This is a genomic window from Aminobacter sp. LjRoot7 (assembly GCF_964252895.1).
Lineage (GTDB): Bacteria > Pseudomonadota > Alphaproteobacteria > Rhizobiales > Rhizobiaceae > Aminobacter > Aminobacter aminovorans_B.
Genome location: NZ_CAXUPX020000004.1, coordinates 395,667 through 422,665, shown reverse-complemented (window position 1 = coordinate 422,665; position 26,999 = coordinate 395,667). Strand labels below are relative to the sequence as shown.

The 26,999-nt window shown below is 63.2% G+C and carries 27 protein-coding genes, 1 tRNA gene and 1 pseudogene; 14 read left to right on the top strand and 15 right to left on the bottom strand.

Annotated elements, in window-relative coordinates:
- Positions 1-286 precede the first annotated feature (286 nt).
- Together ACSQ3E_RS15140 and ACSQ3E_RS15135 are read left to right on the top strand one after the other, a co-directional pair.
- A complete protein-coding gene (locus tag ACSQ3E_RS15140; protein ID WP_436123308.1) occupies positions 287-1,207 on the top strand; it encodes a dihydrodipicolinate synthase family protein in 921 nt (306 codons plus the stop codon).
- 130 nt (positions 1,208-1,337) lie between these two features.
- Positions 1,338-1,997, top strand: a complete 660-nt coding sequence (locus tag ACSQ3E_RS15135) for a TetR/AcrR family transcriptional regulator (RefSeq protein ID WP_436123307.1) — start codon at positions 1,338-1,340, stop codon at positions 1,995-1,997.
- A 161-nt stretch (positions 1,998-2,158) separates the two neighbouring features.
- On the opposite strand, the pseudogene ACSQ3E_RS15130 reads toward ACSQ3E_RS15135, so the two are convergent.
- Positions 2,159-3,172: pseudogene (locus ACSQ3E_RS15130) on the bottom strand (GlxA family transcriptional regulator).
- Complete coding sequence (locus ACSQ3E_RS15125) at positions 3,169-3,735, bottom strand: cysteine hydrolase family protein (protein WP_436123374.1); 567 nt, start codon at positions 3,733-3,735, stop codon at positions 3,169-3,171. The pseudogene ACSQ3E_RS15130 and the gene ACSQ3E_RS15125 overlap by 4 nt, the downstream one beginning before the upstream one ends.
- Positions 3,736-3,857: 122 nt before the next feature.
- On the opposite strand from ACSQ3E_RS15125, the gene ACSQ3E_RS15120 reads away from it, so the two are divergent.
- Positions 3,858-4,085: a hypothetical protein gene (locus ACSQ3E_RS15120; protein WP_436123306.1), complete on the top strand. Its 228-nt coding sequence runs from the start codon at positions 3,858-3,860 to the stop codon at positions 4,083-4,085.
- A 30-nt stretch (positions 4,086-4,115) separates the two neighbouring features.
- Here the strand turns inward: ACSQ3E_RS15120 and ACSQ3E_RS15115 are convergent, their stop codons facing one another.
- From ACSQ3E_RS15115 to ACSQ3E_RS15070, 10 genes are all read right to left on the bottom strand, one after another.
- The gene (locus ACSQ3E_RS15115) at positions 4,116-4,331 is read right to left on the bottom strand and encodes a helix-turn-helix domain-containing protein (protein WP_436123373.1); all 216 of its coding nucleotides are present in this window, start codon (positions 4,329-4,331) and stop codon (positions 4,116-4,118) included.
- Positions 4,332-4,348: 17 nt separating this feature from the next.
- On the bottom strand, positions 4,349-4,690 hold the full coding sequence (locus ACSQ3E_RS15110; protein ID WP_436123305.1) for a hypothetical protein: 342 nt from the start codon (positions 4,688-4,690) through the stop codon (positions 4,349-4,351).
- A gap of 181 nt (positions 4,691-4,871) precedes the next feature.
- Positions 4,872-5,807, bottom strand: coding sequence for a carbohydrate kinase family protein (locus tag ACSQ3E_RS15105; protein WP_436123304.1), 936 nt, complete (start codon positions 5,805-5,807; stop codon positions 4,872-4,874).
- Positions 5,804-6,316: an ureidoglycolate lyase gene (locus ACSQ3E_RS15100; RefSeq protein WP_436123303.1), complete on the bottom strand. Its 513-nt coding sequence runs from the start codon at positions 6,314-6,316 to the stop codon at positions 5,804-5,806. Before ACSQ3E_RS15100 ends, ACSQ3E_RS15105 begins: the two co-directional genes overlap by 4 nt.
- The gene (locus tag ACSQ3E_RS15095; RefSeq protein WP_436123302.1) at positions 6,313-7,053 is read right to left on the bottom strand and encodes a BtpA/SgcQ family protein; all 741 of its coding nucleotides are present in this window, start codon (positions 7,051-7,053) and stop codon (positions 6,313-6,315) included. The genes ACSQ3E_RS15100 and ACSQ3E_RS15095 overlap by 4 nt, the downstream gene beginning before the upstream one ends.
- Positions 7,054-7,076: 23 nt before the next feature.
- Positions 7,077-7,859, bottom strand: coding sequence for a GntR family transcriptional regulator (locus ACSQ3E_RS15090; RefSeq protein WP_436123301.1), 783 nt, complete (start codon positions 7,857-7,859; stop codon positions 7,077-7,079).
- Positions 7,860-7,881: 22 nt separating this feature from the next.
- The gene (locus ACSQ3E_RS15085; protein ID WP_436123372.1) at positions 7,882-8,730 is read right to left on the bottom strand and encodes an ABC transporter substrate-binding protein; all 849 of its coding nucleotides are present in this window, start codon (positions 8,728-8,730) and stop codon (positions 7,882-7,884) included.
- A 41-nt stretch (positions 8,731-8,771) separates the two neighbouring features.
- Positions 8,772-9,536: an amino acid ABC transporter ATP-binding protein gene (locus ACSQ3E_RS15080; RefSeq protein ID WP_436123300.1), complete on the bottom strand. Its 765-nt coding sequence runs from the start codon at positions 9,534-9,536 to the stop codon at positions 8,772-8,774.
- Positions 9,533-10,459 (bottom strand): amino acid ABC transporter permease, encoded by a 927-nt coding sequence (locus ACSQ3E_RS15075; RefSeq protein WP_436123299.1) that lies wholly within the window; start codon positions 10,457-10,459, stop codon positions 9,533-9,535. Before ACSQ3E_RS15075 ends, ACSQ3E_RS15080 begins: the two co-directional genes overlap by 4 nt.
- A gap of 146 nt (positions 10,460-10,605) precedes the next feature.
- Complete coding sequence (locus tag ACSQ3E_RS15070) at positions 10,606-11,538, bottom strand: LysR family transcriptional regulator (RefSeq protein ID WP_310320691.1); 933 nt, start codon at positions 11,536-11,538, stop codon at positions 10,606-10,608.
- Positions 11,539-11,630: 92 nt separating this feature from the next.
- Between ACSQ3E_RS15070 and speB the strand changes: the two genes are divergently transcribed.
- The 5 genes from speB (at position 11,631) to betA (ending at position 17,704) form a co-directional block, all read left to right on the top strand.
- A complete protein-coding gene (gene speB / locus ACSQ3E_RS15065) occupies positions 11,631-12,608 on the top strand; it encodes an agmatinase (protein WP_310320693.1) in 978 nt (325 codons plus the stop codon).
- 56 nt (positions 12,609-12,664) lie between these two features.
- Entirely contained in the window at positions 12,665-14,173 is a 1,509-nt protein-coding gene (locus ACSQ3E_RS15060) for an aldehyde dehydrogenase family protein (RefSeq protein WP_436123298.1), read from the top strand.
- A 127-nt stretch (positions 14,174-14,300) separates the two neighbouring features.
- Positions 14,301-14,468 carry a hypothetical protein gene (locus ACSQ3E_RS15055; protein WP_310320697.1) on the top strand — a complete coding sequence of 56 codons (168 nt, stop codon included), beginning with the start codon at positions 14,301-14,303 and terminating at the stop codon, positions 14,466-14,468.
- Position 14,469: 1 nt separating this feature from the next.
- Complete coding sequence (locus ACSQ3E_RS15050; protein ID WP_436123297.1) at positions 14,470-15,939, top strand: purine-cytosine permease family protein; 1,470 nt, start codon at positions 14,470-14,472, stop codon at positions 15,937-15,939.
- Between the two features lie 79 nt (positions 15,940-16,018).
- Complete coding sequence (gene betA, locus ACSQ3E_RS15045; protein ID WP_436123371.1) at positions 16,019-17,704, top strand: choline dehydrogenase; 1,686 nt, start codon at positions 16,019-16,021, stop codon at positions 17,702-17,704.
- Positions 17,705-17,874: 170 nt separating this feature from the next.
- On the opposite strand, the gene ACSQ3E_RS15040 is transcribed toward betA, so the two are convergent.
- Positions 17,875-19,347 (bottom strand): PLP-dependent aminotransferase family protein, encoded by a 1,473-nt coding sequence (locus ACSQ3E_RS15040; protein WP_436123296.1) that lies wholly within the window; start codon positions 19,345-19,347, stop codon positions 17,875-17,877.
- A 223-nt stretch (positions 19,348-19,570) separates the two neighbouring features.
- Between ACSQ3E_RS15040 and ACSQ3E_RS15035 the strand changes: the two genes are divergently transcribed.
- The 6 genes from ACSQ3E_RS15035 to ACSQ3E_RS15010 all read left to right on the top strand — a co-directional run bounded on the left by ACSQ3E_RS15035 (position 19,571) and on the right by ACSQ3E_RS15010 (position 25,338).
- On the top strand, positions 19,571-20,677 hold the full coding sequence (locus tag ACSQ3E_RS15035; RefSeq protein ID WP_436123295.1) for an ABC transporter substrate-binding protein: 1,107 nt from the start codon (positions 19,571-19,573) through the stop codon (positions 20,675-20,677).
- 70 nt (positions 20,678-20,747) lie between these two features.
- The gene (locus ACSQ3E_RS15030) at positions 20,748-21,632 is read left to right on the top strand and encodes an ABC transporter permease (RefSeq protein WP_436123294.1); all 885 of its coding nucleotides are present in this window, start codon (positions 20,748-20,750) and stop codon (positions 21,630-21,632) included.
- The gene (locus tag ACSQ3E_RS15025; protein WP_436123293.1) at positions 21,629-22,417 is read left to right on the top strand and encodes an ABC transporter permease; all 789 of its coding nucleotides are present in this window, start codon (positions 21,629-21,631) and stop codon (positions 22,415-22,417) included. Before ACSQ3E_RS15030 ends, ACSQ3E_RS15025 begins: the two co-directional genes overlap by 4 nt.
- Before the next feature lie 2 nt (positions 22,418-22,419).
- Positions 22,420-23,478, top strand: coding sequence for an ABC transporter ATP-binding protein (locus tag ACSQ3E_RS15020; protein ID WP_436123292.1), 1,059 nt, complete (start codon positions 22,420-22,422; stop codon positions 23,476-23,478).
- A 52-nt stretch (positions 23,479-23,530) separates the two neighbouring features.
- The gene (locus ACSQ3E_RS15015) at positions 23,531-24,553 is read left to right on the top strand and encodes a sugar phosphate isomerase/epimerase family protein (protein WP_436123370.1); all 1,023 of its coding nucleotides are present in this window, start codon (positions 23,531-23,533) and stop codon (positions 24,551-24,553) included.
- Entirely contained in the window at positions 24,550-25,338 is a 789-nt protein-coding gene (locus tag ACSQ3E_RS15010; RefSeq protein WP_436123291.1) for an inositol monophosphatase family protein, read from the top strand. Before ACSQ3E_RS15015 ends, ACSQ3E_RS15010 begins: the two co-directional genes overlap by 4 nt.
- A gap of 295 nt (positions 25,339-25,633) precedes the next feature.
- Here the strand turns inward: ACSQ3E_RS15010 and ACSQ3E_RS15005 are convergent.
- Both ACSQ3E_RS15005 and ACSQ3E_RS15000 read right to left on the bottom strand, forming a co-directional pair.
- Positions 25,634-25,707, bottom strand: a tRNA-Gln gene (locus ACSQ3E_RS15005).
- Between the two features lie 111 nt (positions 25,708-25,818).
- Positions 25,819-26,763, bottom strand: a complete 945-nt coding sequence (locus ACSQ3E_RS15000; RefSeq protein ID WP_436123290.1) for a lysylphosphatidylglycerol synthase transmembrane domain-containing protein — start codon at positions 26,761-26,763, stop codon at positions 25,819-25,821.
- Positions 26,764-26,999: the final 236 nt, after the last annotated feature.

The following is a 26,999-nucleotide window of genomic DNA, read 5'->3' as shown; positions in this document are numbered from 1 at the left end:
ACCTTTTCGCTTTTGACGCTTGCCAGGCCAAAAGGGGCGCCGGGTTCGCATGGTTCGCTGTGGGCCGCGCCCGCAATCTTTCAGGCAGTGAGAAGACAAACGCGGCAAGCCCCTCTTGCCAGCTACTCGTGCAGCTCTGCGTCAGAGCCCAAACGGGGGTGATGCGCGTGTGGTGCACGCGCCATTGACAACGTGCTCTCAAGATTCAAACATATGTTTGAAACGTACAATTCAAATATGTGTTCGCCCACAACTTGGCTGGGTGTCTTGAACGCTGGAGGGTGTCGTGCATACCAAACCAAATGGTTCGTTCGTGGCGCTGATCACGCCGATGAACTCCGACGGCTCCGTAGATCTGGCTGGGTTTCGCAGCCTGCTCGATTTTCACCGGCAAAACCACACAAAGGCGATCCTGATCATGGGGTCGACCGGGGAGGTCTCGATGCTGACGCCGGAAGAACGGCGCATGATCATCACCGAAACGGCGAAGATGCCGCGCGGCGACATGCTCCTCTATTTTGGCTGTACGGGCTCCAACACCCAGGGCACAATCGATTTGGTGCGCTATGCCAAGAACGAAGGCGGCGACGGCGCCATCATTGCAGCGCCTTCCTACATCTGCGCCGACAATGAATCCATCGTCGAGTATGTCCTGGAAATCTGCGATGCCGTCGACTTCCCGATCGGCTTCTACAATAATCCCCCGCGCGTGAAGACGGACCTGCACTGGACCGACATCCAGCGCATTTCTGCCCATCCGAACATGGTGGTGCTCAAGGAATCGACCACGCGTGTCGGCCAGGTGGCCCAGGTCTGCCGCGCCGATCTCGACATCTCGGTCATGTGCTGCTGCTCGCCGAATCTCGGCTTGGTGATCCCGACCATGGCGCTCGGCGGCCATGGCACCGCGAACATGACAGGCAACATCATCCCGCGCGAGATGGCGGCCATCTCCAAGCCATGGGTATCAGGCGAAGACGCATTCGCCTGCCGCTCGGCCTGGCTGCGGAACTTGCCGATGCTGCACTTCGCCTATGCGGCCGTTAATCCCGTTTCGATGAAGTCGCTGATGGCAGCTGTCGGCCTGCCGGCCGGACCGCTGCGCAAACCGCTCCGGGCCGCTGATCCCAAGTTGCTTGAAGACGGCATCCGCATCGTCCGCGAACTCGAGCTCGACAGGGCCTACGGCTACCGGCTGGCGCGCTGATTGGTGGCCACAGCTCTGCACTCTCAGACTGAAGCTCGGCACCGGATGGCCGAGGCTCCGCTGGTACATATCCTCAGATTTGACGCCGGTGAGAGCAGCACGCGAACCGGCTTTCGGTTATGAGGGGTGTATGGACGCAACTGAAGGAAGAACCGGCCGGCACGACGATCGCGATACGCGTCGTGCATTGCTGCATGCGGCTACCTTCGTGTTCGCCGATCGCGGGTTCGATGCGGCCACGCTACGGGAAGTCACCCGGGTGGCGGGGGCGAACATTGCGGCAGTCAATTATCACTTCCGCTCCAAAGACGAATTGCTGCGCCTGACGCTCGAGCAATGCCTTGGCCCGCTGAACGCGGCGCGCCTGGGGGCAATGAAGGCATGTGAGGACCATCCGCAGCCAACCTTACGCACCGTGCTCCGCGCGATCGTGGCACCGCTTGTCGAGCTCAGCCTCGACGAGCGCGGGGGGCGCGCGGCGATCCGACTGATGCTGCAAACCAAGGCTTTGCCTCGAACCCTGACCAATGAAATCTTCGCCGAGCAGTTCGACGAACTCCATCGCCTATCCCGACGAATGCTGCAGCGGGTGGCGCCCGAACTCGGTGAGGCGCAGATCGCACTGCGCTATGAATACATTCGCGGCGCCATCTTGCACATCGTTGCGGACCTCGATCCGAATGCCCGTCGCATGCCCGGGCTCGAGGATATCCAGGATCACGTCAGCAACAGCGCCCTGATAGACGACATCATCAGCTTCTGTGAGACCGGCTTTTCCAGGAGCGACTGATCTGATCAGCCTCATGACAAGAGACGGGGCTACGCGTGCCGCGCTGGTGGTCGCATGCAAAGGACCTGATTATCTTCCCGCATAGTTGAGATGGCGAGGTCTGACATGCGCGCCCAAAGCAGTGCCATTCGCAAGGCTGCTGACTTGCATGCTGCGGAGGCTCAGCCTTTTCGCAGGTGAGGAGGATAGGCGACCTCCCGCCGAAGGGCACTCGGCGGGGTCGCATTGAACCGTCCCCAGGCGCGACGCAACTGCCGGCTTGAACTGTAGCCAACACGCTCTGCCACCCGCTCCATGTCGAGCCTCGTCTCGTTCAGAAGCTGCTGGGCCAGTGCGACGCGCAGCCGGTTGAGATAATCGGGGATGCTCATGCCGGTTTGATCATTGAACAGTCGGCTAAGGTGCCTGGGGCTGGTTATGGCTATGTCAGCCAATGCTGCGAGCGACCAGTCTCGCGCCGGATCGGCCGTTATTGCATCTTGTACCCGATGGATGGCCGCGTGGATGTGGTTTCTTCCTTCCAGCCATGGCGAAAGCTGTGGGTCAGTTCCGAGGCGCCGGAAATATACGACGAGCGACTTTGCCACGGCGGCGGAGACGGCCGGGTTGGTGAGCCGGCCGATGATATGCAGCATCAAATCGATACCGGCGGTGATGCCGGCGCTGGTATAGCGTTCGCCGTCCTCGACATAGAGCCGGTTCTCCAGCACCTTGGCCAAAGGCGCGATCTGGGCGAGACGTTTGCAGTCGGTGAAATGCGTGGTGCATTTGACCCCGTCAAGCAGCCCCGCTCTCCCGGCCAGCAGAGCCCCCGAGCAAATCGACACGAGCAAAATGCCGGGTCTTATGCTGCGCCGCAGTCACTGGACCAGTTCGTCGGAGCCTTGATCTGGCGCCTCGAACGGCTGGCCCGCATCCATCGGTTCGTCGGTATCACCCGCGACCACGATCATGGCGTCCGGCTCGATGGTCTCGGGCAGCGGCGAGATGCCGGCAATGCGCAGCCCAATCGAGGTCGTGACCTCGGGCAATGCGCCGACATAGTCGACGTCGAACTGCACGTCCTGCTGCAGCCGATTGGCATAGCGCAGGGCCTCCATTGGCCCCGCGACATCGAGCAGCAAGGTCCGCGCCGGCAGTACCACATAGGTCGGAACCCGACGCGGCGTCGTCATGCCGCGGCAGCCATCGTCTCGCCGCCGGCCAGAGCCTCGGCGATCGTGCAGACGCGGGCGAAGCGCCCATCGAGCACGGCTGCCGTGCGGGCCTTGATCTCTTCGGCCGTCCAGGTTTTTCCGGCCGCATCGGTAAGCGGCATGGTATGGGTCGCCTCGGTAACGTAGTCGACCTGCCAACCGAGATCCGAACCATGCCGAGTGGTCGTCTCGCAGCACTGTTCGGTGCGAATGCCTGAAATGACGAGGCGACGGATGCCGTTCTCGATCAGGTACACTTCAAGCGGCGACCCGACGAAGGCGGAATGCCTGAACTTGAAGAACTCGAGGTCGGGTTTGTCGAGCTTGAGTTCCGCAAGCGGCCTAACGAAACCCGAAGCGGGGGAAAAAATGCCTTCGGGCTCGGCATGGAACACGCGCACGATCTTCCAGCCTTTCTTGACCGCCCCGTCGATAAGCGCCTGCTGGTTCCTGAGATAAGTGGGGCTATCTACCTCCGCCCAACTGGCGCGTTGACGGAAACTTTCCTGGGCATCGATGATAAGTAGCGCGGTATCGGTCATTTCTGGACACTCCGTGAGCCATGGTGTGCCGCAATCGTAGACCTTGTGTCGAGGTACTCCAGCCATTCGCCGGACAAAGATCGGACAAAAAAAGACAACACGTAACTGATTGTCGGTAAACTTTGGCACTCATCTTCGCCGAGGATGCCTTCGTGCTGGCCCGGCTTGCGCATAGCTTGCCACCTGATGACATGGCCGCGTTCGGCAAACAGGCACAACAGGCCAAATGTCTTCAAGGAGGCCGATCAGCCAACTGGCGGCTTATCGCCAATTTCTACCGGAACCTGACAGACCGCTTGCGGCCCCGAAGTCGCATGATTGGCTGGGATGAGATAGCAAGCGGCCGCTGAGCGTTTGGAGATTGAACGGTCGCATGGCGCTTAGGACCCAAAGCATCTTCGATAAGCTGCCGGAGATGTGCCAAATCGGCGAGAAAAGGAGCGTCGGAAGGAGACATCGTTATGAAAGCCGATATCCGGGACCGTGGTGTCCTCGGCGAGCCTAAGCCCCGCCTCGAGCCGCAAACCTTCCAGGTAGTCGGCTGGCGTCATTTCCACTTGCTTTTTGAACTGCCTTGAAAAATTCCGCTCGCTCATGCCAACGCGCTTGGCGATCACGGCCACGCTGAGGTCGGCGCCGAGATTTTTCCGCGATGAAATCCTGTGTAGCACGGATAGGCGTCTTTTGGGCAACCTGACCCGGCTAGCAGGGTGCTGAACTGCGTCTGGCCGCCCGGCCGCTTGAGAAAGACAACGAGTTCACTGGCGGCCTTGAGAGCGATTTCCAGGCCGAGATCCTTTTCAACAATGGCGATTGCTAAATGGATGCCGGCAGTAGCGCCAGCAGAGATCCAGACGTTACCGTCATCAATGAATATGCAATTGGGCTTGAGCTTCGCGTCGGGGAAGCACCTCGCAAATTCCGCAGCCTGCCATTCACAAACCTGCTTCCCCAAACACGAAGGCACCCGAGTAAACAGATCCGAAACGGCTTGCTCGAGAGGATGCTTCCTTCATCCAGCGGAGGAAGCCAAGTGTGTTTCGAAAGTGGAACGGCAGCTTTCGGCGCCACAAGAGTTCTTCAATCGTTCGCTTTCCTTCCGGCCAACGACATGGCCGCGCACCCGACGTTCAGAGTTAGCCTCGGCGGTTTTCGTCACGCCAAGCATGCACGGCAGTCGCGTCGGCCTTGCCGCCGCGCGGACCATGGATGGTGACCGAGCGGGAGGCGGCGGCGATGGAAAAATCCAGTGCTTCGGCGAAGGTCTGGCCTTGCGTCAGGCACCAGGTCAGCGCGCCGCCGAATGTGTCGCCAGCGCCGGTCACGTCGATCACGTCGACGGGGTAGCCGGCTGCTTGCAGGCGGGTTTGGCCGTCATATGCTTCCGCGCCTTCCGCGGCCAGCGTGCGCACAACCCAGCCGATCTGGTGATCGCGTATCCAATCGCCGATGCGGGACATGTCGTCATGGCCGAAAGCGGCGCGGAAGCCGACCTGGTTGAAGATGACGACTGCTGCGCCTGAAAGGTAGGGCATGTCTTCGGGCGTGCAGCCGCCAACGTCGAGGTCGAAGATGGCGCGGCGACCGTGGTGCCTGAGATCGACGACGAGATCTGCCTGCTTGAGCAGTCCCTGTTCGGTCTGGGCGTGAAGCCGGCGAACGCGATAGAGCGTCGTGTACAGGAAGCCTGGCCGGCGCAAGGCTGCCAAGGTCGCGGGGGCCAGCCACATCGGCTGCTCGCCCATCTCCACGGTCAGCACGACATGCTCGCCGTCGATCAGGAAGATCAGGTTGCGCGACTCCGCGATGGCGGGATCGATCAGCATGTGATCGGCGCCGACGCCATTTTGCCGGAGGTCGTGGATCAGGCGGCGCGACAGCGGACTGTCATTGAGTAGCGAAATGAACTGGGTGTTGCCGCCAAGAGCAGCGTGCACGACGGCGGCATTGGCGATGGAGCCGCCAATCTCGGCAGGCAACTCCCTGACCATGCCTTTGTTGGCCCGGCCCGGCCAGTGATCGGCGGTGTAATATTCGTCGAGCGCGACGTCGCCGATGAAGAAGGTGGTCATGGGTGCTGTCCTTGCGCAGCCTGCACCAGGCGCGGCCCGCCTTCGACCGGCACCCAGGGGCTTTCCCCAAGGCCGCAGATCGCCATCCAATAGTAGGGAGCCGGGCCAGAAAGACCCCGGCAGGCGTCGTGCCAGACATTGCGGTGCATCACTACTGCCTGGCCGGGGGCGATCACGAAGGCCTCAATGTCGTCGCGGTGCGGAGCGCCGGCAACCGACGCGGGCGCGACGGCGAGAATGACGGGTTCGGCGGCGCAGAAGATCGCTTCTTCCGTTCCGGGATGCCGTTCCATCGCCGCGCACGACCATGGCGCGCCGCCGCCGCGGGTGATACCGAGATGCCCCGCACCCTCGATCAGCGGGGTTCGGGTGAACCCGTCGTTCCAACGGTCGCCGGCGGTCCAAATCACAGCGGAGTCTGTGTCGCCCATGAGATCATAGACCTTGCCGAAGGGTGCAAAGTTCTCTGAAGACACCGGCCGAGGGACGACTGCATCAGGCGCACTCATGCAGCACTCCTGAGAGAGCGGACGGCGCGCATCAGTCTGGCAACATGAGGGGCCTCGACGCGGCCGGTATCCTTGTGATCGTGTTTGAACCAGCTGCCGACCACTGCGCCGTCGGCCGAGGCGAGCTGCTCGGCGGCATTCGCCTCGGTCAGGCCAGCACCGATGAGAAGCGGAACGGTGCCGCCGGTGGCGGCGCGGAAGCGCGTCACCTTGTCCATGTCCGTCGGCTGCCCGGTGGCATCTGACGTCACGACCAGACCGTCGCAGCGGGATGCACCGATGCGCACGTCCTCGTCCTCGGGCCGGCCCGAAAGAACCGGTTGGTATTTGAAGCGCACACCGCCGAGCAGAAGGGCGGGAACGCTTGCCCGTCTTTCTGCGAGGCCTGTGGCAAAGGGGCCGTCGGCCTCCGGCGGCAGGTGTCCGGCGACGGAATCGACCTGGATGAAGGCGACCGGATAGCGCTTTGCCAGCGCGAAGGCACGCGCATCGTCGCGCAGCACGTTGACGCCGATCTTCGCGCCGAGATCGAGGCCACACAGGCGATCGAGCACGCGCTCGACGTCGTCGGCCTCGCCGAAATAGTTCTCCACCACTAGGCCGTCGACGCCTTCGCCCGCCATGATGCGCGCTTCTTCCTCGGCCTGGACGAGTTTGGCCGCGGCGCCGTCGCCGGCAAGGTGCAGCATGCCGAGGATCGGCTTTACGGTGGTGAATGTCTGACTAAGGCGGCTCATGCTTCTTCTCCTGCGCGCCGCCCTCAGGCAGGCGCGGTATCGCGTCCCCAGCGGGTGGCGAATTTCATCTGGACAGCCGGCGAGTAGACGATCGACGTGCGTTCGACCAATCGGTCGTCGGCGTCGAGCACGTCCCCGCTGGCGCAAAGGTAGCCAGGCACGTCAGGCGCCGGGCCGAAAACCGTCCGCAGTCGATCGGACGGCGGCACGACGGTGAGCAGCAGTTCCGAGCGCAGTGGATGGCGGTCATAATCGCGGCGCAAAACCTCGTAGAGCGATTGCGCCGCGAAATCGTAGGCCTCGATGCCGGGATAAAGCGCGAGGTCGAGCTGGGACGTATCAACGTTCAGCCAATTGATCGTCTCGCCATTGGCAAGGCCGCGAGCCCGCACCAGAAGGAGCTCGCCGTTTTCCACCCGATGCTCCAGCATCTGCGTCACCGGTCGCAGGCCCTGCCGGCGTGCCAGTTCCGTGAAGCTGCCGAAGTTCCAGATGTTGTGGCTGATCGGCCGGTGCGAGACGATCGTGCCCCGGCCTCGCACCTGTTGAACCAGTCCTTCCGACACCAAAAGCGCCATCGCGTTGCGTACCGTCGTCCGGGCAATGCCGAACTGGTCGCGCATCTGGTTCTCCGAAGGAATGGCTTCCCCCTCGGAGAAATCGCCGCTCAGGATCGCGGCGCGCAACGCCCGATAGAGCTGCCGGTAGAGCTGTTCGCTCGAATATTGATCGAGGCGAAAGCGCGACAGCCTGTCGTCGGGGTGTTCGCCCGCAATGGTGGCATCTGGTGTGTAAGGTTGGGTCAAGGGCGGCTCCGGCGCGGTTCCGTTACTTCTTGGATCCGTTTATCTTGAACTCTTCCACGCCAGCCTCTTTCAAGCCGTGGCGGTCGAGGATCTGTGCATAAGTTCCATCGGCCTTGAGCGCGTCGAGCGTGGCCAACACGGCATCGCGCAATTCGCCGTTCGCCTTGGCAAAGGCGATGCCGTAGTGGTTGATGTCGCCGACCTGGCCGATCTGGTAGAACTTGCCCGGCTCCTGCTTCATCAGGTCGAGCAGGCCCTCGAGACCGATGACCGATGCCTGGGCGCGGCCCTGGCGGATCTGCATGATGTGCTCGGCCTGGGTCGGGATCTGGATGACGGTGATCAGCTTGTCCGCCGGACAGATGGATTTGCCGAGCTCTTCGGCCCAGGTGACCCAGCTCGTGCCGGTCGCCACTGCAACCGTCTTGCCGCACAGGTCGGTCTCGGTCTTGATTTCGCCCTGATGGTCGGCGCTCGAATAGAAGACGTTGCCGGTCTTGAAATAGTCGATGAAATCGAGCTGGGTCTGGCGTTCGACCTTGTCGGAAAACGCCGTCATGATCAGGTCGGAGCGGCCGGTGACGACCTGCGGGATGAGCTGCGGAAACTCGACGTTCTGGAATTCCGCCGTCAGGCCGAGGCGTTCGGCGATAGCCTTGGCGAGATCGATGTCGAAGCCCTTCAGCTCGGTCGAGCCGGCATCGCTGTATTCCATCGGCGGATAGGCGAGGCTGATCGTGACGTTGAGCTTGCCGGCCGAGCGCACGGCCTCGGGCAGGGCGGCTGCCAGCTTTTCGTCGCCGGCGGCGTATGCCGCGCCGGCCAGGCTGATAAACGTGGCCGAGGCGAGCCCCAGAACCATCGGTAGCATTTTCTTCACTGTCCGTACTCCCATGTGTTGGACTGAAAGGGTCAGGCGAGCACGCGGCTCAGGAACGAGCGCACGCGTGGATCGGCAGGGTTGCTGAGCACGTCGCCCGGCGCCCCCATTTCGCGGATTTCGCCGTCGATCATCACCACGACGCGGTCGGCAACCTCGCGGGCAAAGCCGATCTCGTGGGTAACGACGATCATGGTGGTGCCGCCGCGGGCCAAGGTACGCATCACCTCTAGCACCTCGCCGACGAGTTCCGGGTCGAGCGCGCTGGTCGGCTCGTCGAACAGCATGACGCGCGGCTCCATGGCGAGCGCCCGGGCTATTGCCACGCGCTGCTTCTGGCCGCCGGAAAGCTGGGAGGGATAGGCCGAGGCCTTGCCGGTCATGCCGACCTGCTCCAGCAGTTCCATGGCGCGAGCCTCCGCCTCGGCGCGCTTGAGGCCGCGCACCACCATCGGCCCTTCGATGACATTGCCGAGCACCGTGCGGTGGGCGAACAGGTTGAAATGCTGGAACACCATGCCGAGCTGGCTTTGCTGGGCGCGCAGATGCTTGACCGGCAGCTCCTGCAGCGCGCCGTTGGCGTATCGGTAGCCCATGATGGCGCCGTCGACCCAGACATAGCCGCCGTTGGGCGTTTCCAGATGGTTGATGCAGCGCAGGAAGGTGCTCTTTCCACTGCCGGAAGGGCCGAGGATGCACAGCACCTCGCCATAGGCGACTTCCAGGTCCAGGCCCTTGAGGACCTCGTGTTCGCCGAAACTCTTGCGGATACCGACCGCCTTGACCGCGAGACTCATGCTTGCCCCCTGGCAACGGCGCGGCGCGTCCAGCCTTTGAGCCAGCTGCGCTGACCGGCAGCTGCCGTGGCATCGCGGCCAAAGTGACGTTCGAGGTAGTACTGGCCGATGGAGAGGACTGTGGTTCCGGCAAGGTACCAAGCGGCGCAGACGAACAGCAGCTCGATGACGGCGCCGTTGATGAAATAGATGCGCTGCGCAGCGTTCAGCATCTCGCCCATGGCGATGGTGGCGGCAAGCGAGGAGAACTTCAGCATGCCGATGGCGCTATTGCCAAGCACCGGCAGGATCAGCCGCAGCGTCTGCGGCAGGATGATGCGACGCATCGTCTGGCCAGGCGTCATGCCAAGCGTATGGGCGGCTTCCGTCTGACCACGGTCAACCGAGGCGATACCGCCGCGCACCACTTCCGTGAGGTAGGAGCCTTCGTTGACGCCGAGCCCGAGCACGGCGGCGACGAAGGGCGTGACGACGTCGACCATGCGTGCGTCGACCAGGCCGGGAATGTAGAGGCGCGGGAAGACCAGCGCGATGTTGAACCAGATGAGAAGTTGCAGCAGAACCGGCGTTCCGCGGAACACCCAGACATAAAGCCAGGCGGCGAAACGCAGGGTCGGATTTGCCGAGAGCCGCATGATGCCGAAGGCGAAGCCGAGCGCCACGCCGAGCGCCAACGCCACGGCCGAGATCAGCAGCGTCCAGCCGAAGCCGGTCACGATGACGCCTGCCGTCAGGAACTCTCCGACCACCGGCCATTGGATCTGCCCGACCGCAAAGGCACGACCGATGACGGCGAGCAGCAGAACGACGATGCCGCCGCTGATCCAGCGGCCGGAATGATGCAGGCGGCGAACGGCGACGTCACGCGCCGGCAGATCGGCCAGCGGTAATGCAGCGGTTGAAGGTGGAGGCGATTGGGACATGGTATCCAATTGTAGGGTTAGGCCTACAACTTAATATGAGGCGTTGCGAATGGAGTCAAGCCGCGTTTGTTCAGCGTCTCCGAGGGACGGCGGTACAAGATTCAGGGGAGGGGCGGTGATGCCGAAAGGCGGGACCCCGGATGATGTCAGTGCGGCTTGCGCACCGATTCCGTGATGGTCTGCGCCAGGGTTTCGGCGGCGCGAGAAGGTTTGTTGCGCGGATAGGCTATGTGGAACATATCCTCGAAGACCATACGCTCGGGTGCCAGCACCCGAAGACGGCCGGTGCGAACCCATTCGTCAGCATAATGGTCGGGCAGGAACCCGATATAGGCGCCGGAGAGCAGCAGCAGCAGCGTACCTTCCATGTGAGGCGTCGCCGCTGCCCAGGTGAAGTTCACCCCGCAGATCGTCTCGTTCAGCATGTAGGTGCGGCCGGCGAAGGGCTGGGCAGCGAGGCGCTCGTCCGTAAGGTCGGCGTCGGGGACGGCGAAGAGCGCGTGGCCCTCGGCACAGTAGAGTTTCTGGACTTCCGAAAAGACTGGCTGCGTGCGGAAATGCGGCGTGACGCTGCCGACCGAAGGCATCAGTACGATCTGGTAGGCGCCATTCAGCAGGCCCTGATGCAGCACCTGGGGTGCGGCAACGTCGATTTCCAAATGAACGCGAGGGGCGGCACGGTGAAAGGCTGCCAGTGCTCCCTGCAGGTCGAGGTCACGGTTGGTGATCATGGCATCGACAGTGCCGAAGCTGAGATTGCCCGTCAGCTCGCCTTGCGCCTCGCCGATGCGGCTCTGGAATTTTTCAAGCGATCCAAAGAGTTCGAGTGCTGCGTCGTAGACCAGCCGCCCCTCGTCAGTGAGCAGGAAGCCGCCGCGCCCGCGGCTGCACAGGCGCAAGTTCAGCCGTTCCTCCAGATGGCGCATATGGGTGGAGATGGTCGCCTGGGTCATGCCGAGCGCCGATTGCGCGGCGGAAAAGCCGCCGTGCTGCACGACGGAGGCGAAGACACGCAGCAGCCGGAGTTCCGCATCGCCAAGCGAAAGGTTGAGGACGCGATGGCGGACCTTGTTGATCATTCATTGATTAATGCACAAGTAAACATCCAATCATAGATACTTTTAAACGTATCGGCATTTGGCACACTCCTCCGACCTTTGGAGGAGGGTACATGACCAGCAATTCCTATGAATCCGGGCGCCTGAACCTGCCGTTTGTCGGCATCTGCACGTTCGGCAAGTATCCCTACCAGCCCGACTGGGACGCTATTGACGCCGACGTGGCGGTCCTCGGCGCGCCCTTCGACTGCGGCACGCAATGGCGGGCCGGTACCCGCTTCGGGCCGCGCTCGATCCGCGAAGCTTCGACGCTGTTCTCCTTCGGCCACGGCGGTGCCTATGACCACGAGGACGACGTCACCTACCTTCCGAGTGGCGAAGTCTCGATCGTCGACATCGGCGACGCCGACATCGTGCACACCGACACGATGAAGAGCCACGCCAACATCGAGTTCGGCGTGCGCAAGATCCTTGCCGCCGGCGCCTTGCCGGTGGTGCTCGGCGGCGACCACTCGGTCAACATCCCCTGCGTCAACGCCTTCTCCGACGACTGCGCCAAGAACGGCCCGATCCATATCGTGCAGATCGACGCCCATCTCGACTTCGTCGACGAGCGTCACGGCGTGCGCTACGGCCACGGCAACCCGATGCGCCGCGCGGCTGAAAAGCCCTATGTCAGTGGCCTGTCGCAACTTGGCATCCGCAACGTCTCGTCCACCGCCAAGGAAGGTTACGAGGACGCGCGCAAGATGGGTTCCGACATTCTCTCGGTCCGCCAGATTCGCGCCCTTGGAAGTGCTGCCGTTGCCGAGCGCATTCCCGCTGGCGCGCGCTACTACGTCACCATCGACATCGACGGCTTCGATCCCTCGATCGCGCCGGGCACCGGGACACCCTCGCATGGCGGCTTCATCTATTACGAGGTGCTGGAGATCCTGGCGGCACTTGCCAAGCGCGGCGACATCGTCGGCATCGATCTGGTCGAGGTGGCACCCGATTACGACCATACTGGCGGCACCGCGATCCTGGCAGCCCAAGTGCTGATGAACCTCATCGGCCGCGTCATGCATGCCAGGTCAAAACAACGCTGATCGAAGAACTGAGGAGAGCCGGCCGCATGCGGTGTCCGGCTGAGGAGGAAGAACACATGGACGACAACGTCCGCAATTATCTCGACCACTACGGTATCAGCGACGCGACGCGGCGGTTTCTGGCGAAGCCGCAAAAGATGTTCATCGACGGCGCCTGGGTCGATGCCAGCAACGGCGCGACCTTCGACATTTTCGAGCCTTCGACCGGCGGTCTGGTCAGCCGCGCGCCTTCCGGCACGACCGAGGATCTCGACCGTGCCGTCCGCGCCGCTCGACGCGAGTTCGACGGCGGGGCCTGGCGCCGCCTCAAGCCGCTCGAGCGCGAACGCCTGCTGCACCGCCTTGCCGACCTGATCGAGCTGCATGCGGACGAGCTGTCCGAAATCGAAGCGATCGACATGGGCAAGTCGGTGACCTTTGCCCGCGAGATCGACATCCAGGGCACTGTCGATACGTTCCGCTACTTTGCCGGCTGGCCTTCCAAGCTGCACGGGCGCACCGTCGAGCCGTCCATTCCCGGCAACTATCTCGCTTACACCCGCAAGGAGCCGCTGGGTGTGGTCGCGGCCATCGTTCCGTGGAACTTCCCGCTCCAGACCATGGCCTGGAAGCTCGCGGCGGCGCTGGCGGTCGGCTGCACGGTTATCGTCAAACCCGCCGAACTGACCTCGCTCTCTACCCTGCGCTTTGCCGAATTGGTGCAGGAGGCCGGCATCCCTGATGGTGTCGTCAACATCGTGACAGGCCGGGGCAGCGTGATCGGCGCTGCCATGTCGACCCATCCCGGCATCGACAAGGTGACCTTTACCGGCTCGACACCCGTCGGCCAGGAGGTCGGCCGCTCGGCTGTCGGCAATCTCAAGCATGTCACATTGGAACTCGGCGGCAAGTCGCCAGTGCTCGTTCTCGATGATGCCGATCTCGCGAGTGCCGCCAAGGCGGTGGTGAACGGCGTGTTCTTCAATTCCGGGCAGGTCTGCGATGCCGGCACGCGCGTCTATGTCCAGCGCTCGGTGCATGACGCCTTCCTCGACGAACTGGTCGCCGTCACCAAGACGCTCAAGATTGCGCCGGGCCTCGACCGCGACTGCTACATCGGCCCGCTGGTCTCGGCGCAGCAGAAGAAGGTCGTCTCCTCCTATATCGAGGCCGGCCGTCGCGAAGGCGCCGAACTGATCCATGGTGGCGTGAGCCTTGACCGGGCGGGCCACTTCATCGAGCCGGCGATCTTCGCGCGCTGCAAGGCCGAGATGACGATCGTCCGCGAGGAGATTTTCGGCCCCGTGCTGGTGACCGACGCCTTCGACGATCTCGACGATGCGGTCGCGCTCGCCAATGACACGCCGTTCGGCCTGGCGGCTGCGATCTACTCGAACGACCTGTCGCGGGTGCACGGACTGATCCCGCGCCTGCATGCGGGTTCGATTTACGTCAATGCCCATAGCACGATCGATCCTTCCATGCCCTTCGGCGGCTTCAAGGCCTCCGGCTTCGGCAAGGATCTGGGGCCGGAACAGCTCGACTACCTGATGGAGACGAAGGCCGTGTGGATCACGCTGCCATGAGGCTTGGCACCCGATGAGCAATTCTCCGGTCGTCGCCCATGGGCGGCCGGTTGGCAAGATCGGCGGCTGATGGAGCCGCAGTCATCGCGGACAGACGCCGAAGGCGCGACGCGAAAGGGGAACGACAATGGAAACCGATATCGCCTGGCAGAAAGAGCTCGAGCGGCGCGCCCGCATCTATGAGGACATCGAGGCTGGCGGTCGCTTCGAGGGCGTGATGACTACGCTCGACTACGCCGGCATGACCCTGCTGACGCTCGTTCTGGCCGTCGGCTTCTGGATCTGGGGGGCGTGAGATGACCGATTACGTCACCAACACAGGGCTCGGCGCTGCTGCAGCCGAACTCGAGGAAGCCGCCCGCAATCGTGAGGCTGCGGAACGCGGTGATGCGCCGCTTCTACCGTCTGAAAGGCTCTGGGGCTTCTGGGAATTCACCTACGCCAACTCGGCGCTCGCCATCGCTACCTGGGCCTTCCTGATCGGTGGCGCCATCGGCCTCTTCGTCGGGCCAAAGGAAGGTATAGCCGCCATCGTCATCGGCAATATCGTCGGCGTCGTGTTGACTGCGCTCGCCACCACGCCGCTCTCCGGCCGCTATGGCATAGAGCAGTTCGTCGCGCTGCGCAGCCAGTTCGGCTACAACGGCAGCCGCGTCGTTTATGTGCTCGCCGTCGTCGTGCTCACCATGGGCTGGCTTGCCGTGTTGGCCATGATGTTCGGCCGTTCGATCGATGGCCTCGCGGCGCTGAGCGCAGGGGAGGCGGCCAATCCGACCGGCATCAAGATGGTCATTGCCGCGGTCGGCGCCATCCTCGTCACCTGGTTCATCGTTGCCAAGGGGCCAACCTCGATCAAGTTCTTCAACATGGTCGTCTCGCCCGCGCTGGTGATCCTGATGATCGTGATGCTCTACCTGATCCTCCAGAACCGTTCCTTCGCTGAACTTCTGGCGATGCCAGCGCTTGCCCCGCCCTTCGAGGACGACACGCTCAACTTCATCATTGCCGTCGAGGTGAACCTTGCGGCCGGCTTCTCCTGGTGGCCCTACATTGGCAACCTGGCGCGTCTCACCAAAAACGAGCGCACCGCCTTCTGGCCGAACATCCTCGGCATCTTCGGCGCGGCCGCTCTTGGCGAAATCGTCGGCCTGCTCGCCGCCGTGGCTCTCGGTGAAAGCGACCCGACGATCTGGATGACCAAGATTGCTGGCCCGATGATAGGCATCATCGCGCTGCTCTTTGTTGCCTTCGCCAACATGACCTCGATGGCGAACATTCTCTACACCTCCATCGTCGGCTTGAGACAGGTGGGAACGGCATCCGTGCGCGCTATTTCCTGGGGCACGATCCTGTTCCTGTTCTGCCTCATCCCGCTCGGCCTCGTGATCTTCTATCCGCAGATGTATGACGGCTTCTTCATCTTCCTCGTCTGGACCTCGGCGCTCAACTCAGCGCTCGCCGGCATCGGCATCGCCGACTACTTCTTCCTGCGCGGCCAAAAGCTGGACATGCGCAGCCTGCATGGCCCGCAGGAAAACGGTCCCTACCGTTTCTGGGCAGGGTTCAACCCGGTCGGGCTCGCAGCACTTGCCATAGGCTTCATCGTCTATGTGATGATCTTCAACCCGCAGACGCTCGCGAGCATTCCGGCCTTCAAGTACCTGACCGCCTCCGTGCCGTCCTGCCTTGCTGCCGGCTGCGTCCACTATGTCCTGACCCGGCTGTTCGCCCGCCGGCGCGGCTGGGGCAACTACCCCGGGCGCTGAGCCCGACCAAGGAGGCGGGCTACGTCCCGCCTCGATCTCCGTACCCACCCGTGATCCGAAACCCATCGGGATGACCGCCATGGATGCCACCTTCGACTACATCATCATCGGCGCCGGTTCGGCCGGCTGTGTGCTTGCCAACCGCCTTTCGGAAGATCCGGCTACCAAGGTGCTGGTGCTGGAATATGGTGGCAGCGACAGCTCGATCTTCATCCAGATGCCGACGGCGCTGTCGATCCCGATGAACGGCACCAAGTACAACTGGAAATACATGACCCTGCCGGAGCCCGGCCTCGACGGCAGGCAGGTGCATTGCCCGCGCGGCAAGGTCATAGGCGGCTCCTCCTCGATCAACGGGCTGGTCTATATGCGTGGCCACGCACGCGACTTCGACGAATGGGCAGAGCTCGGCGCACGCGGCTGGGGTTATGCCAATTGCCTGCCCTATTTCCAGCGCGCCGAAAGCTGGCAGGACGGCGGCGATTCCTATCGCGGCGACAGCGGGCCGCTCGCCACCAATGCCGGCAACAAGATGCAGAACCCGCTGTACAAGGCCTTCGTCGATGCCGGCCACGAGGCTGGCTACATCACGACGGCGGATCCTAATGGCCAAATGCAGGAGGGCTTCGGGGCCATGCACATGACCGTCAAGGACGGCGTGCGCTGGTCGACGGCCAATGCCTACCTCAAGCCGGCGATGAGCCGGCCGAACCTCACTGTCGTCACTCATGCCATGACGCGTCGCGTGCTGCTCGAGGGCAAGCGTGCTGTTGGCGTCGAGTATGAACTCGGCGGCGAACGCGTCGTGGCCAAGGCGAGCCGAGAGGTGCTCATTTCCTCCGGCCCGATCGGCTCGCCGCATCTCCTCCAGCGCTCCGGCATCGGGCCTGTGGCGGTGCTGCAAAAGGCCGGCGTGCCGGTCCTGCATGACTTGCCCGGCGTCGGCGAAAATCTCCAGGACCATTCCGAGGTCTACATCCAGTACGCTTGCAAGGAGCCGATCACGCTCAACGGCAAGATGGGGTTGCTGAGCAAGGCGCTGATCGGGGCCGAGTGGATCCTGTTCAAGAAGGGACTGTCGATCTCCAACCATTTCGAGAGCGGTGGCTTCATCCGCTCGGACGCGTCGCTCGAATGGCCCGACATCCAGTTCCATTTCCTGCCCGCCGCCATGCGCTATGACGGCAAGAAGCCGCTCAAGGGGCACGGTTTCATGGTGCTGACCGGGCCGAACAAGCCTAAGAGCCGTGGTTATGTCCGCCTGCGCTCGCCCGAAGCGCATGAACAGCCCGACATCTTGTTCAACTATCTCGATCGCGAGGAGGACAGGGAAGGTTTCCGTCGTTGCCTGAGGTTGACGCGCGAGATCATCGCACAGCCGGCCTTCGACAGGTTCCGCGGCGAGGAGATGGCCCCGGGCAAGGATGTGCGCAGCAATGACGAGATCGACGCCTGGGTGCGCGAGACGATGGAGAGCACCTACCATCCTTGCGGCTCTTGCCGCATGGGCGAGGACGAGATGGCCGTCGTCGACAGCAACCTCAAGGTTCGCGGTATCGAAGGGCTCCGTGTCATCGACAGCTCCGTGTTCCCTTCGGAGCCGAACGCCAACCTCAATGCGCCGACCATCATGCTTGCCGAACGGGCTTCCGACATCGTGCGCGGAAAGACGCTGCTCGCAGCGTCTAATGCGCAGGTGGGCATCGCCCCCGGAGTTGGGGTCAGCCAGCGCAGCCGCAATCCGGTACGCGCCGTCCAACACTGAGCTGTTTGGGAGGCCAGCATGTTTGAACGTGGGATTGGCCATGTGGTGTGCCGACGGAATCATGACGGGCCCGAGGAGCCGCGTGATCAGCCGCCCAACATAAAGGCGTTCTTTCGCCGGTTGCGAGCCTGCTTCACCGGCGTGTTCGTAAAAGCTCTATGGCGGCGGCCTCACAGCCGGGCGAGTGCCTCGGCGAGACGGCCGAGATAGGGCTTCATGCGCTCTGCCGGAACACCCGCATAACCGAGGATGAGCGCGTTGGCCCGGGCTGCCGGGCCGATCGCATAGTCGGACAGCGGATAGCATTGCAGCCCGGCCTCGATCGCCGCGCGATGAGCTGCCCGATCCTCTCGCCCGCCTTCCAGCCAGGCGAGCGCATTAAGCCCGCTTTCGGAACAGTCGATGCGGGCAAGGCCGGCGAGAGCTGCATGACCGGCCTCCTTGAAGGCTTCACGGCGCTCGGCATAAAGGCTGCGCATGCGGCGCAGATGGCTGGCGAAATGCCCGCCTCCGATGAATTCGGCCAGCACGAGCTGGCTTTCCACCGGCACGCTGCGATGGATCAGGCCGGCAAGGTTGCGGAAGGCGCCGACGAGTGCTGGAGGCAGCACGAGATAGCCGATGCGGATGCCGGGATAGAGCGCCTTGCTGAAGCTGCCCGCATAGATCACCCGGCCGTGGCTATCGATGGAACGCATCGAGGGCAGCGGCGCGCCGTCATAACGGAACTCGCTGTCATAATCGTCCTCGATGATCCAGGCGTCGCTGGTCCGCGCCCATTCCAGCAGTGCAAGCCGACGCGGCAGCGAGAGCGTCACCCCGAGCGGATGATGTCGCGAGGGCATGACGAAGGCGAGCCGCACATCGGGGTGGCGCACCATGGCGCCGGTGACATCCATGCCATCGGCATCGACATCCACGGGGCAGAGGTTGAGGCCAAGTGTACGGAAAAGGTTGCTGGTGGTGACGGGGCCGGGATCCTCGAACCAGATGCTGTCGCCGGGATCGGCGAGCGCCAACGCGGCGAGTGTGAAGGCCGCATGTCCGCCTGGCGTGATGACGATCTGCTCGGGATCGCAGGGATCGCGCCGGTGCAGGGCGAGGTACTCGGCGATCCGCTGTCGCAGCACCAGTTCACCCGCGATATCGCCATAGCCCATGGCCGCCTTGCCGCCGCGCGTCACTGCATTCCAGCATTTGCGCCATTGGGCGAAAGGAAAACGGTCGAGCGCCGGCTGGTTGGGCAGGAAGGGCCGATGCTCCATCCTGCCGATCTCGGCCGACACTCCAGCCGCCAGGGCACCGATCTGCGACAGTCGTGGCGGCGCATCGCCCAGCGATTGTGCTGCGCGCGGCTGTGACTGCTGGCGGGGTAGGGCGGTCGAAACAAACGTACCGGCGCCTTGCCGCGCCTCGAGATATCCCTCTGCCTTCAGGTTTTCCAGGACGCGAACCAGCGTCTGGCGTGACAGGCCCAGCTCCTGGGCCAGGATGCGGCTTGCCGGCAGACGCGTGCCCGCCCGCAGATGCCCGCGCAGGATCGCCGTGCGCAATTGGTCTTGCACCTGCCGGAACTTCGGCAGGGAAGCGGAACCTTCGAGGCGAAGGAAGGGCAGGATCGGGCCTTCAAACTGCTTGGCCAAGGTTATGTCCCAAAAATTGGTCTAGTCGAATGCATGATAATGGACGTTTGATTGTTGTCCAATTGTTACATGCTCTGCCTACACGAGAACGCACCGGTGCAACCCCAGAGGAGGCAGACAGGTGCCAGGGGAACCGGTGCGAACGGCAAGGCCGACGACCGGATGCAAGGATCAACGCAGCCATCGCCCACGAACCGTCGCTGACGGTCAACAGGAGGACTTCATGAACCGCTTCATCTCGCGCGCATTCGTTTCCGCGCTCGCCCTCGCGGCAGTCTTGCCGACCGTTGCTCGGGCAGAACCTTCGCAGGACCTCGTCGACGCCGCGACCAAGGAAGGCATGCTGACGGTCATCGCCCTGCCGCATGACTGGTGCAACTACGGCGAGGTCATCGCCAGCTTCAAGGCAAAGTATCCTGGCATCACGGTCAACGAGCTGAACCCCGACGCCGGCACGGCCGATGAGTTGGAAGCGATCCGCGCCAACAAGGGCAACACCGGCTCGCAGGCTCCCGATGTCGTCGACTTGGGTCTCGCCTTTGCGCCGACTGCTGCCAAGGAAGGCTTGTTGCAGCCCCACAAGGTTGCCACCTGGGACGAGATCCCCGACAACATCAAGGACGCGGACGGCTACTGGTATGGCGACTATTACGGCGTCATGGCCTTCGGCGTGAACAAGGACCTGTTGGCAACGGCGCCTGCCGATTGGTCGGATCTTTCCAAGCCCGAATATTCCGGTGCTGTGGCGCTCACCGGCGATCCGCGTTCCTCGGCGCAGGCAATCCTGGCGCTGATGTCGGCTGGTATCTCGCGCGGTGCCAAGCCTGGTGCTGAATCTGGCGCCAAGGGACTGGAACTGTTTGCCGAGTTGAACAAGGCCGGCAACTTCGTGCCGGTGCTCGGCAAGGCCGGCACCATTGCACAGGGCCAGACGCCGATCGTCGCCGCCTGGGACTACAACCTGCTCGCCTGGCGTGACGCATTGAACGGCAATCCGCCGATGGAAGTCGTTGTTCCCAAGAGCGGCGTGGTGGCCGGTGTCTATGTGCAGGCGATCTCCGCCTACGCACCTCATCCGAACGCAGCAAAGCTCTGGATGGAATATCTCTATTCCGACGAGGGCCAGACTGGCTGGCTGAAAGGCTACTGCCACCCGGCGCGCTTTGCCGCCATGCTGAAGGCCGGAAAGTTCCCACAGGACCTGCTCGACAAGCTGCCGCCGGCCGAAGCCTATGAAAAGGCGATCTTCCCGGCCGTCGAAGAGCTGGACGCCAACAAGACCGCCATCACCGGCGGATGGGACAAGGTCGTCGGCGCCAACATCAAGTAAGCCGCGCACAGGTTGGGAAGGCCTGCTTGCGGCGGGCCCTCCCGCCATCGCGCCCGTTGGGAACAATCGGATGACGACAATCGCCCTATCCCTGCCATCGGTGCGGCGACCGAGGCAGGTGCTCAGCTGGTTCGGGGTCGCGCCCTTCTTCCTCTTCGCTCTCCTGTTCCTGATCTTGCCGACGCTCAACATCGTCGTCGGCGCCTTCCGCAATCCTGAGGGGCAGGTCACGCTGGAGAACCTCGGCAAGCTGCTCTCGCCCTCCATCCGGTCGGCCTTCTGGATCTCGATCGAACTCAGCCTGCTGACGGCGCTGCTCGGCTGCCTTTTCGGCTTCCTCATTGCGGCCGCCATCACCCTCGGTGGCCTCCCGCGCCCGCTGCGCAATGCCATCCTCACCTTTTCAGGCGTTGCCTCCAATTTCGCCGGCGTGCCACTCGCCTTCGCCTTCATTGCGACGCTCGGACGCCTCGGCTTCGTCACCATGCTGCTGCGCCAATGGTTCGGCATCAATCTCTACGGCAGTGGCTTCAATATCGTCTCCTTCCTCGGCCTCGCGCTTACCTATCTGTATTTCCAGATTCCGTTGATGGTGCTGATCATCACGCCGGCGCTGGAGGGGCTGCGTCGCGAATGGCGGGAGGCGGCGGAGAGCCTTGGGGCTTCCGGCGCGCAATATTGGCGGATGGTGGCACTGCCGGTGCTGTGGCCGTCGCTGCTCGGCACGCTGGCGCTGCTCTTCGCCAATGCCTTCGGTGCCGTTGCCACCGCCATTGCGCTCACCGGCTCGTCGCTGTCGATCGCGCCGATCGTGCTCTTCGCTCAGATCCGCGGCGACGTGCTCAACGATCCGCATCTCGGCTACGCCATCGCGTTTGCCATGATCGTGCTGACGGCCATCGCCAACGGCATCTACATCCTCCTGCGCATGCGCGCCGAAAGGTGGCTCAAATGACAGGAAAACAGCTGTGGTCCTGGCTCGCCGTCGCCTTCGCAGGGCTCTACTTCCTGCTGCCGCTCGTCGGCATGTTCGACTTCTCGATGCGCATGCAGCGTGGCGTCTATTCGTTCGAAGCCTATCGCATCGTGCTCGCCGATCCGCAGTTCCAGCAGACCTTCGGCTATTCGATCGCGCTGGCCTTGCTGACCATCGTCCTCGGCATCCTGCTCGTCGTTCCGACTGCCTACTTCGTACGCCTGCGCTTTCCAGGCCTTCGGCCGGCCATCGAGTTCATAACGCTGCTTCCGCTGGTCATCCCGCCCATCGTCATCGTCTTCGGCTACATCCGCATCTACAACACCTCGTCCGTGCTGCCGCTGACCGGAAGCTGGTGGGGCACGAACATCCTGCTGCTCTGCGGTTATGCGGTGCTGTCGCTGCCCTACATGTACCGATCGGTTGACACGGGCCTGCGCACCATCGACATCGCCAGCCTTACCGAGGCCGCGCAGTCGCTTGGTGCCGGCTGGGTACGCATCCTTGCAGTCGTGATCCTGCCGAACGTCTTTGTCTCGGTTCTGTCAGGGGCCTTTTTGACCTTCGCAATAGTGATCGGCGAATACGTCTTCGCCGCCCTGCTGAACGTCAATTCCTTCGGTCCCTACATGGTCTGGATGGGCGGCAACCGGGCCTACGAGCCTTCGGCGCTCGCCGTCGTCGCGTTCGTCATCACCTGGGCCTGCATGGGGCTGATCCAGCTTTTCACCCGCTTTTCCAAATTCTCCACCGCGAGGCGCTGACCGTGTCCTTTCTCGACATTCGCCATCTGCAAAAGTCCTTTGGCGCGCTGCGCGTCGTGAAGGATTTCACCCTCGGCATTGAGAAGGGGGAATTCGTGTCTTTCCTCGGCCCCTCAGGCTGCGGCAAGACCACCGTGCTGCGCATGGTCGGGGGCTTCGAGACGCCAACATCGGGCGCCGTCAGCATCGACGGGCGCGATATCACTGCTTTGCCCGCCAACCGGCGGAAGATAGGCATGGTGTTTCAGGCCTATGCACTCTTCCCGAACCTGACGGTGGCGGACAACATCGGCTTCGGCCTCAAGGTGGCCGGGGAAGGCAAGGCGGAGATCGCACGGCGGGTTGCCGAAATGCTGGAGCTGATCGGCCTGCCACAGCTCGGCAGCCGCTATCCGTTCCAGCTCTCCGGCGGCCAGCAGCAGCGCGTGGCGCTGGCTCGCGCGCTCGCGCCGCGCCCGCAGGTGCTGTTGCTCGATGAGCCGCTGTCGGCGCTCGATGCAAAGATCCGCGTCAGCCTGCGCGAGGAAATCCGCCGCATCCAGCGCGACCTTGGCATCACCACGATCTTCGTGACCCATGACCAGGAGGAGGCGCTGTCGATGTCGGACCGCGTGGTGGTCATGCACCAGGGCGTCGCCGACCAGGTCGGCACGCCGTTCGAGATCTACAACCGGCCGACGACGCGTTTTGTTGCCGAGTTCGTCGGCACGCTGAACCTCATCGACGCCGATCTGGTCGACGCCGCGGCTGGCCACATCCGGCTGGCCGGTGTGCCGGTGACGCTGGACAGAGCACCGCCGGGCCGAGCCGGGGAGCGCATCAGCCTGGCGCTCCGGCCTGAGACGGTGGCACTCGGGCGCAACGGAGGCGACATAGTCCTGCCGGGCCGGATCACTGAGGTGCATTTCCTCGGGCCCGTGATCCGTGTCCGCGTCTCGGTGGAAGGCGGTGGCTCCATCGCGCTCGACACGTTCAACCAGGCCGACAGGCCGCCGCCTTCGATCGGTGCGCCGGTCGATATCAGCATGTCGCATCGCGACCTTCTGGTGCTTGCCGCCTGATGGGTCTCGAAGCCTTGAAATCACCAGCGAAGGAGCTGGCATATTGATCGACATGCCTTGGAACACGGCGCAGTTCGTCGACTGGCGGGCACGTATTGCACAGCTTCCGATGCAAGGCCGCGCCCGGCTGGCCGCACGCGCAAGGAGCGCGCCGCTCTTCGCCCATGCCTATGCCTTTCATCTCAACATGCGCTTCGGCGGCATGACGCCGCTGCATCTTGCCGAATTCGCCAGGGAGCAAGGCCTTTCCGGCCTGAAGGTCCATGTCGAGGACGGCGAAGGCGCAAGTCTTGCCCGCATGTCGGACACGGCGCTGCGTGCCTACGGAACGGCGGTGAGCGATCTTGGGCTGGAGCTGCATGTCGAGACCAGCACGACCGAGGCGGACGGGCTTGCAGATGCCGTGCGGATCGCCCTTGCCACCGGTGCCACCTCGTTGCGCTGCTATCCGCGCTACGAGGGACGCGTTTCCGACATTGTCGCCTGGACAATCGCCGATCTTCGCCGGTTGACCACCCTCGACCCCGAAGGAAAACTGCGTTTCACGCTCGAACAGCATGAGGATCTCAAGTCGGACGAACTGGTCAGCATCCTGCAGGCCGTGGCCAATCCTCGCCTCAGCCTGCTGTTCGATTTCGCCAACATGATCAATGCCTATGAAATGCCGCTGCTGGCGCTCGCCTTACAGGCGCCGCATGTCACCGAGGTGCATGTCAAGGATTGCCTCGTCATGCCCGATCGTGGCGGCTGGGCGCATCTGGCCTGCCTGTCGGGTAGCGGCCATCTGCCGATGCAGGCGATGTTCGTGGACTTGCTGCTTCTGGGGGAGGACCGGCCGCAGGTCCTGGTCTTCGGGCTGGAAGAGGAGGAGGGCTACTTCGCTCCCGGCCTGCGCTTCGCCGCCGAAGAGCCCGACCCATTCATTCCGGCCCGCTCCGCCAGTTTCACCGACCTTGGCACCGACGACCTCGCCACACGGCTGCGACAGGAGGCCCAAGCCGCCCATCGCCAGGTCGAAATCGTCAGGGCGATGTTGGATGAGATCGCCATCGAAGCCGAAAGGAACCAACAATGAACCAAGGCCCCACCTGTCCTCCGGCGTGCCTGGCGCTCGCTCATGCAATGGCGGATGCCGCCGCTCGGGTGATCCGCCCGCATTTCCGCACGCGTATCGCCATTCACGCCAAGGCCGATGCCAGCCCCGTCACCATTGCCGACCGCGATGCCGAGGCCGTGATGCGGCGGATGATCGAAGCGCAGTTCCCCGACCACGGCATCAGGGGCGAGGAGTTCGGCACCTGCCGCATCGACGCCGAATGGGTCTGGGTGCTAGATCCGATCGACGGCACGAAGTCCTTCGTCTCCGGTTCGCTCGCCTTCGGCACGCAGATCGCGCTCCTCCACTGCGGCAAGCCGGTGCTCGGCATGATCAACCAGCCGATCACGGGCGAACGCTGGGTCGGGGCGGCAGGTGTCGCGACCCTCGGCAGAGAACCGATCCGCACCAGCGAAAGGACCGCGCTCGATCAGGCGATCCTCTACACCTCGGCGCTGGAACAGTTCGACCGGCCACGCCATGACCGGTTCTCGGCTCTTGCCGCCAGCGTCCGCTTCACCCGGCTGTCGCACGACTGCTACGCTGCGGGTCTTCTCGCGCTCGGTGGCATCGATCTCCTCGTCGAAAGCGACGTCTTCGACTACGATATCCTCCCGCAAATGCCCATCGTGCAGGCCGCTGGCGGCATCGTGACCGACTGGGAAGGGCGGTTGCTCAAGGATGCCCCGAGTTACGCGACAGTGCTTATGGCTGCGAACGGCGAGCTCCACAGGGCCGCCTTGGATGTTCTTTGCCGAGCATGATTTTCAGTAGAGCAACCAGCGTAGCTGGTTGGCCGTCGACTGCCTACCGCGAGACCAGAATCGCCCGAGGCCGGACTCTAACAGGTAGACTCAGACGGAGTTACCTTATGTACGGCTGGCTTTAGTCGTTTTCTGGCCGGGCGTTGAAGCTGACGGAATGCGGCCTACCAATAGAGGACGGGCCTCGAAGACGATTCTCGATCTGGCACCACTTGTGGAAGGCCGATTCGACGTGAAACGATGACCTTCGAACGGCCATGGATCCCGCGGATTTCAAAGCATCTGAGAGACGAGTTGGCTGGGGAACCTGGATTCGAACCAGGACTAACGGAGTCAGAGTCCGTGGGTCTACCGTTAACCTATTCCCCAGCAAGGCCGATCTGGTGTCGGCCGCGGCGCTCTTGTTCAACGCCGCCGGTGCGCGCCTTTTAGCCGCCGCCGGGAAATAGTCAACCCCACAGGCGGCGGCAATTTCGCATTTCAGCTCTTGTCCTCGTTGCCGCTGCGTCCGAACTGCGAATGCTCGAAGGCAAGCACGGCGACGATGCCGAGGATGAGCGGAATGATGAGGTAAAACAGGCGGAAAACCAGCAGGGCGGCCAGCACCGTCGCCGGGTCCATTTCCGGCAGGCCGGTGAGGAACACCACTTCGAGCACGCCCAGACCGCCCGGCGCATGCGACGCCTGCGCCACCGCAAACGAGACCAGGAAGATGCCGAGCACGATCAGGTAGCCCGGATTGTTTTCGGCGGGCAGGGCGAAATAGATGATCGCAGCAGCTGCCAGGATCTCCAGCGGGCCGATGATCAGCTGGCGCGCGACGATGGGCAGGGACGGGTAATAGAGGCGGAAGTTGCGGATGGCGAGCGGCTTGAGATGCAGCCAGCTGCCGAAGACGTAAGCGGCGACGGCGGCGAGCATGGCGATGCCGAGCGCGATCCACCAGCCTTCATGGCTGCCTTCGGTGTAGCGGTCGAGCAGGCCGGGCTCGAGCAGAATCACCACGGCACCGACAAAGACGCTCGACAAAACGAAGGTGAACCAGCAGATGCCGACGAGCACACCGACATCCTGGCCAGTCAACCCCTTGCTGGCGTAGGCGCGATAGCGAATGACGGCGCCCGAAAACACCGAGCCGCCGATATTGTGCGACAGCGCATAGGTGGTGAAGGAGCAGACGGTGACGAAGAACCACGACACGCGTTTGCGCAGGTGCAGAAGGGCGATGTGGTCATAGCCGGCAAGGGCGGCATAAGCGACGACGGAGCTCAGTGCCGACAGGATCCAGCCATGCGGCGGGATGGCGGCGAGGCCGCTCCAGACGTCGTCGAGGGAGATTTCACGCCACTCATTGTAGAGCAGCCAGGCGGAAACGGCGACGGCGCCGAGCCCGATGACGGGCCAGATTAAGTCCTTGATTCTCATACGGCTGCGCTTGCCTGCTCCTTTCGGTCTGGCGTTTCGGTACCTCGTTCTGTGGTTATGCGTCCGCTCGCACGACCGGGTGGGGTTGAAGCTTTGCCCCATCAAAGCCGGCTATTCAACCCGAACAGGGGTTTTCCGTGCGGAAGCCCGTGCTGCCCGGGAAGTCGAGGGCAAATTTCGACGCAGGCGGCCTTGGTGATCAGCGCGCGCGCTGATAGTCTGGTTTCAACACAAGA